The organism is Legionella sp. PATHC035, from assembly GCF_026191115.1.
GTDB lineage: Bacteria > Pseudomonadota > Gammaproteobacteria > Legionellales > Legionellaceae > Legionella.
On record NZ_JAPHOT010000001.1, the window covers coordinates 1,505,412 to 1,521,683 of the forward strand.

The window sequence follows — 16,272 nt, forward strand, 5'->3', positions numbered from 1 at the left end:
AAACTAAAAAAGCCTTTTCTAACCGTACCTTGGAACAATAGGTTCTTGAGTTGATTTAATTGTCATTTAATCAATTGACTAATAAATTTATATAAGGAGTGCGTAAAAGCCCTCCTTCAGCATTGGATTGGGATGGAATAAAGAGTTCAAATATAAAAAAGCAGCCTAGGCTTCATCGCTTCGACTGCTTTAAAATAAGATTTTTAATTAATGTTTTACCTCGGTAGCTTTTTTAGCTTCCTGGACGAAACCTAACATTGCTTTTTCAAGAATTTGAAATGATTTTTGCATGTAATCCAAAGCCTTTTTTCCATTTTCAACAGCGAGATTAACTTGCTTTTCTAATAATTCTTCAGGCTTTTTAATATTAGACAGTTCTTCAGGCTTCAGATAATTCAAACTTTGCAGCGTTTTCACGTTCAATTCAGCCATTGCTTGAAAAGGTTCTTGAAATTTTTTAGCCGCTTCGGTCCATCTTTCAAAATTTTGTTGACTCATGATATTCTCCACTATGTTGCATCGCACAATTTAATATTAGTCTATTCATAACAAATTTGTCAATGGGTTAAGTAAATATTTTTTTGCAATGCACCATAAAAATCAACCACTATTGAAATCCTTTATCATCACGCCAGTACTGATATTTTAACTTTTAAATATACTTTGCCATTGTTGCATCATCTTTTGCATTTGTTGATTCCAATTTTCAGTTGCCTGAAGATAAGGATTATTTTGCAATGGTTTTTCCATAACTTGGAACATTTGTTCCATCATTTGTTTTAAAGAAGCATGCATCGGATGATTTGCTAGAGCAATGATCTGCCGCAAAATGTCGGAAGATAAAAATTGAGTGGAACCTGCTTCCATCTCCACAATAATTTGCAACAAGATCGAGTTCGTTAAATCGTTACCAGTTAGCGAATCCTCTACTTTAAATTGCATACCCTCCACAACATAACGCTGTAAGTCTTCAAGGGTTATATATTGGCTTGTCTCAGTATCATACAGCCGACGGTTTTTGTATTTTTTTATTAATCGAGTCATAGTTTTCTCTTGATTTTAGGTGCTATTCCATTAAGAGGAAATATCCCTTCTCGGCTTGGAGAGAAGGTGTCCGCTAGGGCGGATGAGGGTATTGATTGTGGCAAATAATCCCTCACCACTACCCTCTCCCACATGTAGAAGAGGGAATTTTTATAAAGTACATAGGGTTTTAATACATATGAAGGCCGCCATTGACGCTGAGATTAGCTCCTGTAATATATCGACTCTTCTCGCTAATTAAGAACTCTACAGCCCAGGCAATTTCTTGTGTTTGCGCCAAACGCTTTGCAGGAATTTGAGCAATAATCGCATCCAGAATATCGGGTCTTATACCTTTCATTAAACGAGTATCCACATACCCAGGTGATAGACTATTGACAGTGATGTTCTTACTCATTAATTCCTGAGCCAAACTTTTAGTAAAACCGTAGACACCCGCTTTAGATGCTGCATAATTTGCTTGCGAAAATTGTCCTTTTTGGGCATTCACTGAAGAAACATTAACAATTCGTCCTGATTCGTGCTCTCTCATGTTTTCAACGACATGACGAGTTACATTAAACATGCCATCAAGATTAACCGTTAATACTTCATCCCATTGCTTCTTGGTCATTTTTGTAAATACAGCATCGCGAGTGATACCCGCGTTATTAATTAACACATCAATATTACCAAACTGCTCAATAATGGAAGAAATAACCTCCCCGCATTGATCATAATCAGTTACATCCATATGACGAAAATGAATATTTTTATATCCTTCATCCATCAGCTCTTTTTTCCATGCTTTACCCTCCTCTTCTGTAATTAAATCAAGAGCAAAAACATGTTTGTAAGATGAATTTAATTCTTTCGCAATTGCTGTGCCTATATCCCCGGTACCACCAGTAATCAAAACGATATTATTATGTTGCATGAGATTCTCTATAAGTTAGGAGTTTGAGAATAAAACAACTACAATGCCCCAGATTCTTAACAGCAAACCCTGGCGCGCATTTACATATATTGACCACCATTCACATCCAAGTTCGCGCCAGTAATAAATCCACTGTCTGGAGATGCTAAAAAAGCAACTGCATCAGCAACTTCTTTTGAATGGCCTAAACGACCAACAGGAATACTTGAAATAATAGACTTTAATACCTCTTCTTTTAGAGAAGCAAGCATGGGCGTTTCTATATAGCCAGGAGAAACCGTGTTCACGGTTATGCCTTTATTGGCTACTTCTAATGCCAAGCTTTTGCTAAAACCATACAAAGCAGACTTGGTAGAAGCATAGTTACATTGCCCGAATTGGCCTTTTCGGCCATTAATTGAAGAGATGCTGATGATGCGACCATAACCTTTCTCGATCATCACGGGAATGACATTGCGGGTCATATTGAATACGCTAGTCAAATTCGCATCGATCACATTTTGCCATTGTTCTGGAGTCATTTTGCGTAAACTACAATCCTGAGTGATTCCCGCATTGTTCACCAGGACATCAACACGACCATAACGCTCCATGATTAGAGACATTATTTTTTCACAATCTGCAAATTGCGCGATATCCCCATACACGATATCAATATCATAGCCTAGCTTTTTTTGCTCTGCTTGCCATTGCTTCGCTTCTTCATGGTTTCCATGCTTGAAATAACACGCGACTACTTGAAAATCGGCAGCTAAACGTTGACAAATGGTTGTGCCGATACCACCAGTTCCACCAGTAACTATTGCTACACCTTTCATCATAACCAACTCCCTGTTATTGCGATATTAAAATACTACTATAGAAAATCGAGACTAAAAGTCAAATATCCTCTTCACTGCCATTAAGCTCCATGCCTATGTAAAATGGTCATTCCCGCCTAGGGGAGAATCCATCTCTATCAGCAAAGCCAATTCAGGGATGAGACTTCCGTCTGTACGGGAATGACCATATTCTTAGCCTGATGCCCCCCTCAACTCCTTTCCGTGAGATGGGCGCGCAAATTCAAAATGATAAAAGGATTACCTATATACCGGCACATATCCTTTGATTTGTTGCGCAAATTGTCTCAATACATCAAGGCCTGATTCTTCTGCTTGTCTACACCATTGTTGCAAGGCTTCGATTAACTCTTTTTGTGTGGATGCAGTTTTTAACCAAATATTTTGCAGTGACTGTTTGTAGGCGTAAACAACACGTAATTGTTCACGGGCTTCAAGCAAATTCGATAAACGCATTTTTGCTTTCGAGTTCAATAGACGATTTTCCCGACGCAATAAACTTCCAGCGCGCGCAAAAAGTTTTTTGCCCTCTTTACTTTCAATGCTGCTGTTTTTTTCTTGCTTGAGTATCGGTCGAATCACACTTTTATAATAATTAGACATCACCTGAAAGCGATTTCCAATCACTGCCTTTACGGTGTCTATATCGACCTGCAGCTTGCCCTCGTCCATAGCCAATTTAGGGGGTAGCTTTTTCACTTTGGCAAGACCTAAAAAGGACAAGATACGGATATACATCCAACCTATATCAAACTCCCACCATTTAATAGAAAACTTTGCTGAAGAAGCAAACGTATGATGATTGTTATGCAACTCTTCGCCGCCTATCCAAAAACCCCAAGGGAAAATATTTCTTGCAGCATCCAGGCATTCAAAATTTCGATACCCCCAGTGATGGCCGATCCCGTTAATCACTCCAGCAGCATGAAATGGTATCCACATCATCTGAATGGCCCAAATAGTAATTCCAGGGACACCAAACAAAAATAAATCAATAAGTAACATGAGCAAAATTCCCTTGGCAGAATGAGGGGAATAAACTTTTCGCTCAAGCCAGTCTGTAGGAGTACCATGAGAATATTTGGCGATCATTTCTTTATCTTTACGAGCTGCTTTGTACAGTTCAGCTCCTTGCCAAAATACTTTTTTAATGCCAAAAACTACCGGACTGTGAGGATCACCCTCAACATCTGATGATGCATGATGTTTACGATGGATAGCAACCCAATCTGCCGTAACCATTCCCGTAGTTAACCACAACCAAAAACGAAAAAAATGACTGATAATAGGGTGCAGAGTTAACGCGCGGTGGGTTTGATTTCGATGAAGATATATTGTTACCGCCGCGATAGTAATTTGCGTGAAAATCAACGTCGCAATCACATATCCCCAAAAAGACAGGTTTAAATAACCAAAAACCATAATAGCTCCACTTCAAATGCAAAAATGCAAAAATGCAAATTAAGAAAAAACTCATCCTTTAGTTGGGTACCTCTTGTAAGAATTCCAGAAAATCCTTATCTCATATTAAGGATACCACAATTTTACTCTTTACGTTGCAACATTTCATTATGTAGCCGATAATTAATAGTGAATAATGAATAAACTATGGAATCAAGCGATGAACGATAAATTCCAGCTGGGAAAAATCTTTGAAAATTTGGTGCCTTTTATTATAGCAGGTTGTGCTATCGCCCTATTTTTTGGTTTGTTATTTATGTTCTCCTACGTTTTAGTTTGGGGAATCATTATAGGGGCTATCCTCTGGCTTGTTGCCACAATCAAACAATACCTGTTCCCAAGCAGCTCGACTAAAAAAGAAGTGATTAAAAAAAACGAGGGCCGCATCATTGAGCATGACGATAAAAAATAATGCCTGAACTACCTGAGGTTGAAACGACTAAAGAAGGAATTAAACCCCATCTTGAAGGTCAAACAATTCAAGGGGTTATCGTTCGTAATCCCAAGCTGCGAATCCCTGTGCCTGATAATTTGGCTTCATTTTGTGTCGGTAAAAAAATAATCGCCGTTACCCGAAGAGCCAAGTATATTCTAATGCAGCTCTCAACAGGACATCTTTTAATTCATCTTGGCATGTCGGGGCATTTACGCATTGTATCGGCTCAGAGCAAACCCGACAAACACGATCACATTATGATGATGCTAGACAACGGTCTGGAATTACGGTTTTGTGATCCCAGACGTTTTGGTTTATTTCTTTATATCCAGGAAAACCCATACCAACATCAATTGCTTGCACATTTAGGCCCGGAACCTCTTTTGGACGAATTTAATGGCCTTTATTTATTTCAAAGAGCCAAAAATAAAAATAAACCCATCAAATCATTGATTATGGATAATGACATTGTGGTAGGAGTTGGAAATATTTATGCATCAGAAAGTCTATTTTTAGCGAATATACATCCTAATACTCCCGCAAAAATGCTTTCTGAAGAACAGTGTGACAGGCTCACGACACAGATAAAAGAAGTGTTGAAACAAGCCATCATCTCGGGGGGAACAACCTTGCGCGATTTTTATGCTTTTGATGGCAAACCCGGTTATTTCAGTATATCACTCAAAGTTTATGGCCGAAAAAATCAACCTTGTTTGTGCTGCCAACGCCCTATTGAATCGCTAATAATTGCCGGACGTAATTCTTTTTTTTGCCCTACATGCCAAAATTAGTTTTTTTAATGCTCAAACGTGAGTACGAAAAAACGATCGCCAATGTTTTTGGTATTCATGGTGTTCATCCAGAGGCCTTCGTGTTGAGCAGGAACGTAAGATTGAGCTCCAGTGAGTTCGTCACCTGGCACAGCAAGTATATTTTTTTACTCAGTAGGCTAAACTTTATATGTTGAATCAACATTTCCAACGTGAATGAGACTCTTTAAAAACTATCTGGGCATTCGTATGAACTTGCGCTATATTACCGCTACTTTACTTAACTCTGGCACTAATGAAAATCAATCAATTACGAACCGCATTTGTTCTTTGTAATATCATGTTTTATACGGCAGTGACCAGTACGCGCTGTATTTTTAAATATTTTTTTAGCACCATAAATCGAAAATGGACCGATAAAGCGATCCATCATTGGGTTGATCAATTGCTCAATGCAGTACAAGTAGAATATAAAGTGATTAATCCTTTTAATGTCCAGCCCCAAGAAGGAAGGGCTACAATTCTAATGTGCAATCATTCAAGTGCCTACGATATTCCACTTGCATTCAAGGCCTTTCCAAATCACTCCATTCGCATGCTCTCTAAAAAAGAACTCGCAAAAGTTCCCCTAATGGGTAAAGCAATGGTCGCTGCAGAATTTCCTTTTATAGATAGGAAAAATAAATATCAAGCCATTAAGGACTTGGCCTATGCACAGCAACTCATGGAGAGTGGGATCATTATGTGGATTGCCCCAGAGGGAACTCGCTCCAAAGATGGGAAACTTGGGGCGTTTAAAAAAGGGGGCTTTATCACTGCCATTCAATCCAAAGCAACGATTATTCCTATAGGAATACGTGGTGCTAACAATATTTTACCCGCACGGACCTTTAATTTTCATCTGAAACAAAAAGCAGAAATACATATTGGCAAACCAATCGATGCCTCACAATTCACCATTGAAAATAAAGAACAATTGATTCAACAAACTTATTCAGTAATCAAAGAACTGGTTGGAGAAGATCAGCTCAGACAATAGAGTAGTAGCCACAAGTAAAAATCTAGAAAAAAAACAGATTTGAGTGCCGGTTGAGTGAAAAGTGATTCTCAAAAAAGCGCAGTATAGCTAACTATGTGAGCATTTTTGAGAATCCCTTTTCGCTCATGGCTTTTTCGGTTAGAAGCGTGCTCCATGCCCATATCCGCTTGGCGCGTTCACTACAGATGCAGCTAATCCAATAGCTCTCGGATCTGATGCCGCGGTAAGGATATTCGTTTGCTTATCCCAGGTAATCGCTTGCATGTCACCATAGTATCGCTCTAAGGGCATTAGACGATACCCCATTGCTTTTAATGCTTCTTGAATCGCTGGCGGAAAAGTATCCGGTTCAAACTGCAGTGCATCAGGTAAATACTGATGATGAAAGCGCATCGCTGAAACCATACTAATTGCTCCGTACGCATCGTGGAATACTAATGATGCAATCAAAACCATAGTGGGAATACGACTACCTCCCGGAGTCCCTAAAATAGCAACACGCTGTGGTAATTCAAGGAAGGTAGGTGTCATGCTGGATAATGGTCTTTTGCCGGGAGCGATAGCATTTTTATCGCCGCCAACAATACCAAAAACATTTTCCTCGCCCACTTTAGTAGAAAAATCATCCATTTCATCGTTTAGCAAAACACCGGTACCCTCGGCTACCACACTGGAGCCAAAAATATAATTGATGGACATCGTTGCAGAAACCCGATTACCCTCCGCATCAATAATAGAGATATGCGTAGTATTCGGAGTCTCAGGTTGCATTGCTGATTGTTTTTTAACCTGTCCCCGCAAAACGGCACTAGGGAGTGTTTTATGGGGTGGGATTAAGGTACTTAACTTTTTCGCGTTCTCTGCAGAAATTAAATTCCCAATGGGAATAGTCACAAAATCAGGATCCCCCAAAAACTGCTCGCGCTGCCAATAGGCCAAACGCATAGACTCTACCAGGTAATGTATCCATTGAATTTTTGAGAATGAAGATAAAGAATAGTTAGACAATATATTGAGCATGGTCAATAATGCAACACCTCCTGCTGAAGGTGGCGGTGCGGTTATAATTAGCATGTTATGATAGGCACCAATTAATGGTTCCCTCACTTTGATTTTATACTTCGCTAAATCCTCAAGAGTCCAAATTCCTCCCGCGGCATTGACACCCTTAACCAAACGTTCTGCAACGGCTCCAGTATAAAAGCCGGCTTCGCCCTTCTCGGCGATTAACTTAAGGGTATTTCCCAAATCCGTTTGAATTAATCGCTCCCCAATGCCATAAGGACGTCCATTGTTCAAGAAGATTTTCGCTGTAGAAGGATATTTTTTAATTTGCTCCAGCCGGTCCTCGTTTTTTAAGAATGAGCTTAATTGCTTATCAACCTCAAAGCCCTCTTGTGCTAATTTTATTGCTGGAGCAAGCGATTGCGCTAAAGGTAATCGTCCAAAATTCTTGGCAATGTAGACCAATGCTGCTGGCTCACCAGGAATTGCCGCGGCTAGCCCTCCATTTAAGGACAGTCCGGGTATCACATGCCCATCAGCCCCCAGATACATGTCTGCTTTTGCGGCTTGAGGTGCCACCTCTCGTCCATCAATAAAGATGTTTTTATGCTGATTTTCTTGGTGCAGCAACCAAAAGCCTCCCCCACCCAGTCCTGAATGATATGGTTCAACAACAGCTAACGCTGCAGTTACAGCAATTGCTGCATCAAAGGCATTTCCACCATTGGCTAAAATTTCGAGTCCGGCATTAGTTGCTAATGGATTTGCACTGGCTACTGCATAACCAGGAGGAAGGGGGTTATTTTGCTGGGCAAGCGCATGAGTAGGAAAATAGAGAAAAAGGATGCTACTCGTAATCAGGAAAAAACCATTAAACAGTCTTCTAGGTTCCATGTTCATGTTGCCTCTTTTGGAGTTCTCTGACGACACACGAAGGAACGAACTGAGATATATCTCCTTTCAGAAGCGCAATTTCACGTACTAGAGTAGAAGAAATATACATAAAATTTTCTGAGGGGGTTAAAAAAATTGTTTCGATTTGTTTGGATAATTTTCGATTCATTCCGGCCAGTTGAAATTCATATTCAAAATCAGACACTGCGCGCAAGCCGCGTAACACGACCCCTGCATTGTGTTCTAATGCAAAATCAATTAACAGGTTATCAAACCCCAGTACACGTACTCCAGGCAAATGAGCAATGGCCTCCTCAACAAGTTCAATTCGAGTCTCCAGTGGCAAAAAAGGGCGTTTCGCTTTATTGCTCGCTACGGCAACAATAATTTCAGGGAAAATCGTAGCGGCACGACTAATGATATCAACATGTCCATTGGTAACAGGATCAAAAGTTCCAGGATAAATTGCTTTTAATTTCATAATCATTAACACTAATTGCATATGCGAACAGTCTAGCGTATTGTTAATTGAAAAACTACAAAAAAGGACTTGAGGTGACCAATGAATAATATAAAACGATTAATAATAATGATAACCCCCTTTTTGTTAACCGCCTGCGCGCCTCCGCGGCCTGCAGCAGAATTACCCGAAAATAAAGTCATGCCTGTAGAACAACGTAAAGCAAAAACAGAGACGGTTTCCTCATGGGAACTTCGCGGGGCCATGGCAGCAAAAAATAAAAACAAAGGCTGGTCAGCTGCCATGAATTGGAGGCAGGAAGGACCCAATGCGTATCAAATCCGACTTATGGGCCCATTAGGGAGCGGAACAGTCCTTATCGACAAAAAAGGAAATACCATTACCTACCAAGATGGCCCCAAAAAGATCAGCTCACATAATGCGGACGAATTATTAGTAGAACAAACAGGAATTCGTCTTCCGGTGAACAACCTTTATTATTGGGTGAGAGGACTCCCTGCCCCAGGGCCTGTTCAAGCGGAACACCGAGATAAGTACAATCACCTAGTCGCAATGAAACAAAATGGTTATACCATTAATTTCACTAAATATACTTCCGTCAAAGGTATTGATTTGCCAAGCATGATTCGTCTTGAAGGCAATGGGGTTATGGTTAAGGTGGTGATTCAAAATTGGACTATATAAGTCCAAGCTAGAATGGGTTAAAAGCAAGATTTAGAACTTCACATTATCTAAATCTTGCTTTTTAAATGATTAGTTTTAGTTCCATATGATATTCTTGTTCTAATGTCAACTCCTGCTTCCATTTAAAAATATAAAAAATTATTGCTTTCAAAGTTGACATGTTTCCAAAAGCACTGCAAAATACGCAGCACATTTGCAGGGATGAACGCAATTTTATAATGGATGATTGTAAGAATCTGCAAATTTAGGGGTGTCGCCAAGCGGTAAGGCACAGGGTTTTGATCCCTGCATACCTAGGTTCGAATCCTAGCACCCCTGCCACATTCTTGTTGATTCAAGTAAACAGACAGCAGAAGATAACCTGGAAGGATGCGTTCTTGTAATGCTCAAATAATAATAATATCTTTTTGGCTGTCTTCTGCTATGTGTTTAAGTTAAATGATTAAACCTAAATCTAAAGGCTTTTTACACATGTCCACAATGATGATTTTTGCCGGAAATGCAAATCCGGAATTAGCTCAACAAATCTCTTCTCATCTGCAAATACCTATTGGCCAGGCTACTGTCGGTACTTTCAGCGATGGGGAAACCATGATTGAAATTCTTGAAAATGTTCGCGGTAGGGACGTTTTTATCATTCAATCAACTTGCGCACCTGCTAGTAATAACCTCATGGAACTTTTGACCATGGCTGATGCGCTACGAAGATCTTCTGCTGCTCGTATCACCGCTGTAGTTCCTTATTTTGGTTATGCACGTCAGGATCGACGAGTACGCTCTGCACGTGTGCCTATTACAGCAAAAGTCGTTGCTGATATGATGGCATCCGTAGGCATTTGCCGTGTTCTTACAGTAGACCTTCATGCAGACCAAATTCAAGGCTTTTTCTATATGCCAGTCGATAACGTTTATGCAACTCCGATACTTCTCGAAGACATAAAAAGGCAGAATCTAAACAGCATTATGGTTGTTTCGCCCGATGTCGGAGGTGTTGTTAGAGCTCGAGCGGTAGCGAAGCGTCTTGACCATGCTGAATTGTGTATCATAGACAAGCGCCGCAGTGGCCCTAATAAATCTGAAGTAATGCACATTATTGGTGAGCCAAAGAATAAAGACTGCATTATTGTCGATGATATTGTTGATACGGCAGGAACTCTTTGCTCTGCGGCTCATGAGCTTAAGAAAAATGGCGCTCACAGCGTTAGAGCCTATATAACACACCCCGTTTTATCTGGCCCTGCAATCAATAATATTAAAAATTCAGGACTCGATGAAATTGTAGTGACCGATACTATTCCCTTATCTGATGAAGCACGGGAATGTGAAAAAATTCGCGTTGTCAGTTTATCAGACATGCTCGCTCAGGCAATTAAACGGGTGAATATTGAAGAGTCTGTAAGCTCAATGTTTGCTGAGTAACAGTACCGTTATTACTTGCTACTCTTTGTGCAAATTGTAGTTGGGCTTTGGCCGACAAAAAGCTTCATAATGTTTTGATGTTGGGCCAAGGCCCAACCTAATCCTTATTTTTTCCACTGTCCACTTAGGGCTCTAATTTTTCTTTATCGGAATGTCATAAAGAGTCTGCAGATTGAAAGCAGGGATTTTTAACCTATGCTGCATGAGCTTATTTCATAAATTTATATTAAAAAAAAGGAGCTCGTACGCTCCTCTTCTTAAATTCAATGTTCCGTTAGTCTCGAGTACCAACATATTTATCATCGAAATATCGACGCAATTTAGTTCTCAAAGTACCACGGCTAATCCCCAGCATAATTGCTGCACGTGACTGATTGTACTTGCAATGTTCCATCACTGCGCGAAACAAAGGTGTTTCAATCTCTTCAAGTACAAATTGGTATAAGTCAACAGGATCAGTTCCCTTAAGCTCAGAAAAATATTTTTGCACTGAAAGGGTTACGCTTTCGGCCAGAGAAGCGGTGTTATCCACTACTTCGTTACTGATTGTTGTCATTATTATCAGCTCCTCCTTTTAAAAACAGTATATTACCGAAACAAGCCCATTGAGACAAGGGCAGAACAGAAAAAACTGCATTAAAAATCAATATATAATGTTCATTCGCAGCGCAAGGAGTGTTTATAAGGAGTGAGTTGTTTTTTACACACTCCTCCTTACAAAATTACTCCAATTACTTCTTAAAATTTCATCATTGAAGGGTCATAGGGTTTGCCATTAATTGTGAATTTACCCTGGTCCAAACTGGCTTCAATCACAAAATCAGTTCCTTGAACTGTAATTAAGCCACTTTGCTGCAATGCATTTATTTGTTTGTTGGTTTGCATTTCAGCGAGTTGCTCAACCGTAGGGGCAGGTTGATTTGTTTGAGCGGCTGTTTGGTTCGCTTGCAATTGTTGCGTTAAGGTTTGTTGCAATTCAGGTTTTTTGGCGATTTGTTGAATCACTGATTGCTTCATAATCTGTTTCACAGCTTCTGCGGGAACTTGTAATTTCGCTTTACCCTGAATTTTTTGCATCATTTCAAATGGGTTGGCATTTTCACCTTTAGGCAAAGTGACAAAAAGATTTCCTTCAATCTGTCCTTGTGGAATCTTTAAACTCAGTTTAGAGATTTCAAATTCCGCACCTTTATTAAATAATTTGGGTAGTTCAGGAAGCAACGCAAGCATTGCTTGTTGGCGTTGCATGTCATTACCGTTTTGCATCGCTGTTGTTTGCTGATTAATTTTAGCCAATACATCCGCATCGAGATTTCTTAAAGCAACTTCCAAATCTCCTGGACCATAATTTTGACCATTTGCTAATAGCGATTTTAGAGTCACATTAAAATTAGTATTAAAAAGATGTTGCTCGATATCACTGTCTGACTTAATTACCAGATCGATAAGCTCAAACATTTTTTGATCTTTAACTAAGACAACAAAAGACGGCAGGCTGAAGTTTGCATCACCAAGATACAATCCGGCCGGTGTTTCATGCAAATCATAATCGCTCGATACTTTACTTAAAGTAATTTTAGTATCATCTTTGGTAGCATTTAAGCCATCCAACTTGATTTTCCCCTCAACCTTTCCCATACCAGAAGACATGGTTGTACTTGAGTCCATACCCAACCATTCAAAGTTACCAGTACCATCTTTGGCAATTAATTTAAAATTAGGTACTTTGAAATCGACAGTGCTTTCGTTTAAGTAGTTCACAAAGATACTTAAATCCAACTGTGGCTTAACAGAGTCTTTAGAGAATTGGGCATCAAATTGTTCGTTATATTGCGATGGAAACGGGAAAACTGTTTCAGCATAGCCCAAGCCAAAGCGCAAACGTTTATTTGCAAAAATAACTGGACCATGATGGATTGTTAGAGGCATCTCTGAATTAAAATCTTGGGCAGGAAGAGTTTGAGGTTGTCCGTTTTCATCTTTAACAACGCGTTCTGGAATATGTAAGTTCCATTTGATTTTGGCTTCAGAACTAAATAATCCTTTATGGTATTGCTCAATTTCAGCATATAAGCCATTAGATTGGTCAATTACTTCTACATTCTTTCTGATTGTTTTTTCAGTAAGAACTCCCATGCCATAATATCCGCCTAGAATTAGAACGGCCAGGATAATTACTAATCCTGTAAATTTTTTCATTCTGTTCTCCATGTTATTAATTCGCAAGCAGCAAAACTGCAGCTCAAAGTATAACAGCAAATAACATCGGAGTGCGATAAGCTTATAAAAAAACAGCAATAACTATTTTTTTTGCTGACTGATTTTTTTCAAATGTGCTTGATGATCACAACGTGACGTCATCCCGGCGCGTACACCAGGATGACAAATTAACGATTAATATTGGCTTGGAAAATAAGGCCTAAAAAGTCCCTACGGCTTTAGGCATGATTTTTAGGCTTACAATAAGTTTCCTTAACTGTAAAAGCTAATATGAGTGCAATAATGGAACAAAGAGGAAGTATCCTTAAGCCCGCTTGAAAATCAGAGAGTAATAAAGTTTCAACATTATAAGCACGAGCACCTGAAACCATATCGACCAATCGTCCAACCAGAGGCTGCAATAATGCACCGACAAAGATCGATATCATATTGGTAAACGCAATAGAAGTTCCGACCACAGTTCTGTCATGTATCTCAGTTGAGACCGCATAGGCTATGGCAACACCAGTATTTGTTACGCCGAAAAAGAAGAAGAGCAGGTATGCTGAGGTTTGGCTTAGAACAGGACTGAATACATAGAGAGAGGTAAGAATAACGCCAAAAACTGCGGAAAGTATCATCAAAGGCTTACGACGCCCCATCTTGTCTGAAAGCCATCCTGATAAAGGACCGCTAATACCCCAACCAATAAAAATTAATCCTGTAGCAAAAGCTGCTGCATGCGCCCCAAGTCCCCTGCCGAATTGTAAGTACGCAGGACCAATTGCTTCTCCAATCACCGCGGTTGGGCCAAATAAAAACCCCGCATATAATGCATTGAGCCATGTTTGTCTGCACGATAATACAATTTTTAAGCTCTGGAGAATACTGAGCTGATTCACAGAGTGGACTTCGCTACGATGCTCTCCCGGTTTATCTTGTACGAATTGATACAACAAGGCGGCAAGTGCGATAAATAGAAAAGCAATAATCAACATACTGTGGCGCCAACCCACATTAGTAACTAAAAATGAAACAGGCGCTTCACCAGCAGCAGCCCCTAGCATTCCTAATGCCTGGGTTAAACCGGCTAATAAACCGAGCATGGTAGGTGGAAACCAGGATGTAGCTAATCTTAATGAGCAGATAAAAGCAAATGCCGCACTGAAGCCTATGAGCATTCTACCTATTGAGGCCATGAACAAGCCATCTGCAAGACCAAAAACACAACATCCGAACGCAGTAACTAATGACATTACTGTGAGTAGCCAACGGATACTTAATCGGTCTACCGTAAGACCTACAGGGATTTGCATTAAAATATAGGGGACATAAAATGATGCAGTGATTATCCCAAAACCCGCTTCATTAATCCCAAAATCCATTTGCAAGTATCGATGCATTACGCCGGGTGCAACACGAGCCATATAATCAGAAAAATAGAACGCAGCAGCCAACCCCCATACTAACCAAGCAAATCCTAAATAATTTTTTTGGTTATAAATTTCTACTCTAGACTCATGTATTTTGTTCATAAACTCTCTACACTAATAAAAATCCTAATTAGTTTTGTTCGATTGAAAAGGTACTAACTGGTAGACACATCAAAAACAAACCTCCAGGATAGAGTTTGTTACCATTCCATTTACATTCCGAGTTCACTAGTACATCTTTAACGGTATGAAATAGAATCAAACCCTAATATACTTATCCAAAAAATGAGCAATAATTCAGCAAAACAAAACCTACATTATACTGGTGTTGTCATTTATTTCAACACATAGTTTGATTTCATTTTCATAGGTATAGAAAATGGTTATAATTTACAAACTTAATATCCAATTTTGTAAACAAATATCACAAACTGATCTATTTATTACTAAGGCTAAAAATGAATGCTCTTAATCATGCAATAAAAGAGGCACTTAATGCAGCTGGAAATAACAAAGAAGCGAATAAAGCCTATCTTGAGTTTATTAAAGCAAATTTTATTATACCCATTGAAAAAAATTCAGATGACAATCAACCTAAGGTATTGTTTTTACAAGAGCAAGGACACATTTTTCTTCCTGTGTTTTCTGAAATGAGTTATCTTGATACGTGGGCTGGTGACATCGCTACCGACATAAAACTTCTTAAATTATCGGGTGTGGATTTACTTAAAGGACTGGGTGAGAATGTAACAGTATGCCTTAACATCGGTAGCGATATATACAAAGAATTCAACCCATCGGAAACAGCGCGAATGCGTTCCATGGTATTAAAATTTTTCAAGGATTGAAGTAAATACCCAAGAAACTGGATAAGACCTCACAATGTTTCTTGGGTATACTTCTCCCTGACTGGGAGAAGGTACTCATGAGGGTTCAGCAGCATAATCCGACATGGGTGAAGCTAAATCTTCTTTCAAACTTCACTAGAGGGTAAGTTCTATGCTACCAATTCGAATAATTGATATCCAACTATAGCTGAAGCAGCTATGGCACCACTGATTTCAATAACTAGAGATAAAAAGCTGTGCTTATGACCATACTCTTGATCGTTTGCAGCTCCTTCCTCGCATGGAGACAGTTCTTCATTGTCGGTCTTATTTAACTCGAATAAAGGTTCTTCGCCCTCAATTGCATCCCACCAGCCCTCTAACCAATGTTCTGCTTGTTGAGTCCCCTTACGGAAAGGATTATCTTCTTCAGTCACATCGGCAAGTGCACATTCGTAACCAAATGAATAACTGTCTTCATAAGTTGGATGTTCGATGTTAAAACGTAATTTAATATGTGGTAGTAAGGCTGTTATGTCGTTCATGATTATACCCTCTATTTATACAGTACATGAATTTTGAATACTGTTAATAATTTCTACATTTAAGATTATTTTACGACTTTATGTTAACGCTTATTTACCAAATAAAAACATTTACTAATTCTTGACAAATTTTTTTTTAACTCAGAAAAAATAACGTTCTAGATCAATTTTGTTGTTATTTCTATATATTTATGTAGCAATTACTATGCCAATCTTTTTTTTGTCTCTTTAAAAAACACAAAAAATAGAGTAAGAACAGAAAGAGGGAAAAAATATATAT

The 16,272-nt window shown here is 39.1% G+C and carries 17 protein-coding genes and 1 tRNA gene; 7 read left to right on the plus strand and 11 right to left on the minus strand.

Going from position 1 to position 16,272, the window contains the following annotated elements:
* Positions 1–207: 207 nt before the first annotated feature.
* The 5 genes from OQJ13_RS06640 to OQJ13_RS06660 form a co-directional block, all read right to left on the minus strand.
* Positions 208–498 (minus strand): phasin family protein, encoded by a 291-nt coding sequence (locus OQJ13_RS06640; RefSeq protein ID WP_265710069.1) that lies wholly within the window; start codon positions 496–498, stop codon positions 208–210.
* Between the two features lie 147 nt (positions 499–645).
* On the minus strand, positions 646–1,044 hold the full coding sequence (locus OQJ13_RS06645; protein ID WP_265703154.1) for a polyhydroxyalkanoate synthesis regulator DNA-binding domain-containing protein: 399 nt from the start codon (positions 1,042–1,044) through the stop codon (positions 646–648).
* A gap of 169 nt (positions 1,045–1,213) precedes the next feature.
* Positions 1,214–1,960, minus strand: coding sequence for an acetoacetyl-CoA reductase (gene phbB / locus OQJ13_RS06650; RefSeq protein WP_265710071.1), 747 nt, complete (start codon positions 1,958–1,960; stop codon positions 1,214–1,216).
* An 80-nt stretch (positions 1,961–2,040) separates the two neighbouring features.
* Complete coding sequence (phbB, locus tag OQJ13_RS06655; RefSeq protein WP_028380778.1) at positions 2,041–2,781, minus strand: acetoacetyl-CoA reductase; 741 nt, start codon at positions 2,779–2,781, stop codon at positions 2,041–2,043.
* A gap of 258 nt (positions 2,782–3,039) precedes the next feature.
* Positions 3,040–4,221 carry a fatty acid desaturase gene (locus OQJ13_RS06660; RefSeq protein WP_265710072.1) on the minus strand — a complete coding sequence of 394 codons (1,182 nt, stop codon included), beginning with the start codon at positions 4,219–4,221 and terminating at the stop codon, positions 3,040–3,042.
* Positions 4,222–4,420: 199 nt separating this feature from the next.
* On the opposite strand from OQJ13_RS06660, the gene OQJ13_RS06665 reads away from it, so the two are divergent.
* From OQJ13_RS06665 to OQJ13_RS06675, 3 genes are all read left to right on the plus strand, one after another.
* Positions 4,421–4,672 carry a hypothetical protein gene (locus OQJ13_RS06665; protein WP_265710073.1) on the plus strand — a complete coding sequence of 84 codons (252 nt, stop codon included), beginning with the start codon at positions 4,421–4,423 and terminating at the stop codon, positions 4,670–4,672.
* Positions 4,672–5,487 carry a bifunctional DNA-formamidopyrimidine glycosylase/DNA-(apurinic or apyrimidinic site) lyase gene (gene mutM, locus OQJ13_RS06670; RefSeq protein ID WP_265710074.1) on the plus strand — a complete coding sequence of 272 codons (816 nt, stop codon included), beginning with the start codon at positions 4,672–4,674 and terminating at the stop codon, positions 5,485–5,487. Before OQJ13_RS06665 ends, mutM begins: the two co-directional genes overlap by 1 nt.
* Positions 5,488–5,761: 274 nt before the next feature.
* The gene (locus OQJ13_RS06675) at positions 5,762–6,505 is read left to right on the plus strand and encodes a lysophospholipid acyltransferase family protein (protein WP_265710075.1); all 744 of its coding nucleotides are present in this window, start codon (positions 5,762–5,764) and stop codon (positions 6,503–6,505) included.
* Positions 6,506–6,643: 138 nt separating this feature from the next.
* Here OQJ13_RS06675 and ggt read toward each other — a convergent pair whose 3' ends face one another.
* On the minus strand, positions 6,644–8,404 hold the full coding sequence (ggt, locus tag OQJ13_RS06680; RefSeq protein WP_265711905.1) for a gamma-glutamyltransferase: 1,761 nt from the start codon (positions 8,402–8,404) through the stop codon (positions 6,644–6,646).
* A complete protein-coding gene (gene coaD, locus OQJ13_RS06685) occupies positions 8,394–8,906 on the minus strand; it encodes a pantetheine-phosphate adenylyltransferase (protein WP_265710076.1) in 513 nt (170 codons plus the stop codon). Before coaD ends, ggt begins: the two co-directional genes overlap by 11 nt.
* Positions 8,907–8,966: 60 nt before the next feature.
* Here coaD and lolB point away from each other — a divergent pair, with 60 nt between their 5' ends.
* The 3 genes from lolB (at position 8,967) to OQJ13_RS06700 (ending at position 10,988) form a co-directional block, all read left to right on the plus strand.
* Complete coding sequence (gene lolB / locus OQJ13_RS06690) at positions 8,967–9,569, plus strand: lipoprotein insertase outer membrane protein LolB (RefSeq protein ID WP_028380771.1); 603 nt, start codon at positions 8,967–8,969, stop codon at positions 9,567–9,569.
* A gap of 246 nt (positions 9,570–9,815) precedes the next feature.
* Positions 9,816–9,890 (plus strand) — tRNA-Gln (locus OQJ13_RS06695).
* Between the two features lie 150 nt (positions 9,891–10,040).
* Entirely contained in the window at positions 10,041–10,988 is a 948-nt protein-coding gene (locus OQJ13_RS06700) for a ribose-phosphate pyrophosphokinase (RefSeq protein ID WP_265710077.1), read from the plus strand.
* A gap of 274 nt (positions 10,989–11,262) precedes the next feature.
* Here OQJ13_RS06700 and OQJ13_RS06705 read toward each other — a convergent pair whose 3' ends face one another.
* The 3 genes from OQJ13_RS06705 to OQJ13_RS06715 all read right to left on the minus strand — a co-directional run bounded on the left by OQJ13_RS06705 (position 11,263) and on the right by OQJ13_RS06715 (position 14,722).
* Positions 11,263–11,544 carry a helix-turn-helix domain-containing protein gene (locus tag OQJ13_RS06705; protein WP_003633193.1) on the minus strand — a complete coding sequence of 94 codons (282 nt, stop codon included), beginning with the start codon at positions 11,542–11,544 and terminating at the stop codon, positions 11,263–11,265.
* A 182-nt stretch (positions 11,545–11,726) separates the two neighbouring features.
* Complete coding sequence (locus OQJ13_RS06710; protein ID WP_265710079.1) at positions 11,727–13,187, minus strand: YdgA family protein; 1,461 nt, start codon at positions 13,185–13,187, stop codon at positions 11,727–11,729.
* A 239-nt stretch (positions 13,188–13,426) separates the two neighbouring features.
* Positions 13,427–14,722: an MFS transporter gene (locus OQJ13_RS06715; RefSeq protein ID WP_265710080.1), complete on the minus strand. Its 1,296-nt coding sequence runs from the start codon at positions 14,720–14,722 to the stop codon at positions 13,427–13,429.
* Between the two features lie 356 nt (positions 14,723–15,078).
* On the opposite strand from OQJ13_RS06715, the gene OQJ13_RS06720 reads away from it, so the two are divergent.
* A complete protein-coding gene (locus tag OQJ13_RS06720) occupies positions 15,079–15,468 on the plus strand; it encodes an SseB family protein (RefSeq protein ID WP_265710081.1) in 390 nt (129 codons plus the stop codon).
* Between the two features lie 149 nt (positions 15,469–15,617).
* Here the strand turns inward: OQJ13_RS06720 and OQJ13_RS06725 are convergent, their stop codons facing one another.
* Positions 15,618–15,992 (minus strand): transmission trait enhancer LetE, encoded by a 375-nt coding sequence (locus tag OQJ13_RS06725; protein WP_265710082.1) that lies wholly within the window; start codon positions 15,990–15,992, stop codon positions 15,618–15,620.
* Between the last annotated feature and the right edge of the window lie 280 nt (positions 15,993–16,272).

What these genes read in the sequence shown, in the direction of transcription:
- OQJ13_RS06640 (WP_265710069.1), bottom strand. Translation starts at nt 498, where the DNA reads ATGAGTCAACAAAATTTTGAAAGATGGACCGAAGCGGCTAAAAAATTT.
- OQJ13_RS06645 (WP_265703154.1), bottom strand. Translation starts at nt 1,044, where the DNA reads ATGACTCGATTAATAAAAAAATACAAAAACCGTCGGCTGTATGATACT.
- phbB (WP_265710071.1), bottom strand. Translation starts at nt 1,960, where the DNA reads ATGCAACATAATAATATCGTTTTGATTACTGGTGGTACCGGGGATATA.
- phbB (WP_028380778.1), bottom strand. Translation starts at nt 2,781, where the DNA reads ATGATGAAAGGTGTAGCAATAGTTACTGGTGGAACTGGTGGTATCGGC.
- OQJ13_RS06660 (WP_265710072.1), bottom strand. Translation starts at nt 4,221, where the DNA reads ATGGTTTTTGGTTATTTAAACCTGTCTTTTTGGGGATATGTGATTGCG.
- OQJ13_RS06665 (WP_265710073.1), top strand. Translation starts at nt 4,421, where the DNA reads ATGAACGATAAATTCCAGCTGGGAAAAATCTTTGAAAATTTGGTGCCT.
- mutM (WP_265710074.1), top strand. Translation starts at nt 4,672, where the DNA reads ATGCCTGAACTACCTGAGGTTGAAACGACTAAAGAAGGAATTAAACCC.
- OQJ13_RS06675 (WP_265710075.1), top strand. Translation starts at nt 5,762, where the DNA reads ATGAAAATCAATCAATTACGAACCGCATTTGTTCTTTGTAATATCATG.
- ggt (WP_265711905.1), bottom strand. Translation starts at nt 8,404, where the DNA reads ATGGAACCTAGAAGACTGTTTAATGGTTTTTTCCTGATTACGAGTAGC.
- coaD (WP_265710076.1), bottom strand. Translation starts at nt 8,906, where the DNA reads ATGCAATTAGTGTTAATGATTATGAAATTAAAAGCAATTTATCCTGGA.
- lolB (WP_028380771.1), top strand. Translation starts at nt 8,967, where the DNA reads ATGAATAATATAAAACGATTAATAATAATGATAACCCCCTTTTTGTTA.
- OQJ13_RS06700 (WP_265710077.1), top strand. Translation starts at nt 10,041, where the DNA reads ATGTCCACAATGATGATTTTTGCCGGAAATGCAAATCCGGAATTAGCT.
- OQJ13_RS06705 (WP_003633193.1), bottom strand. Translation starts at nt 11,544, where the DNA reads ATGACAACAATCAGTAACGAAGTAGTGGATAACACCGCTTCTCTGGCC.
- OQJ13_RS06710 (WP_265710079.1), bottom strand. Translation starts at nt 13,187, where the DNA reads ATGAAAAAATTTACAGGATTAGTAATTATCCTGGCCGTTCTAATTCTA.
- OQJ13_RS06715 (WP_265710080.1), bottom strand. Translation starts at nt 14,722, where the DNA reads ATGAACAAAATACATGAGTCTAGAGTAGAAATTTATAACCAAAAAAAT.
- OQJ13_RS06720 (WP_265710081.1), top strand. Translation starts at nt 15,079, where the DNA reads ATGAATGCTCTTAATCATGCAATAAAAGAGGCACTTAATGCAGCTGGA.
- OQJ13_RS06725 (WP_265710082.1), bottom strand. Translation starts at nt 15,992, where the DNA reads ATGAACGACATAACAGCCTTACTACCACATATTAAATTACGTTTTAAC.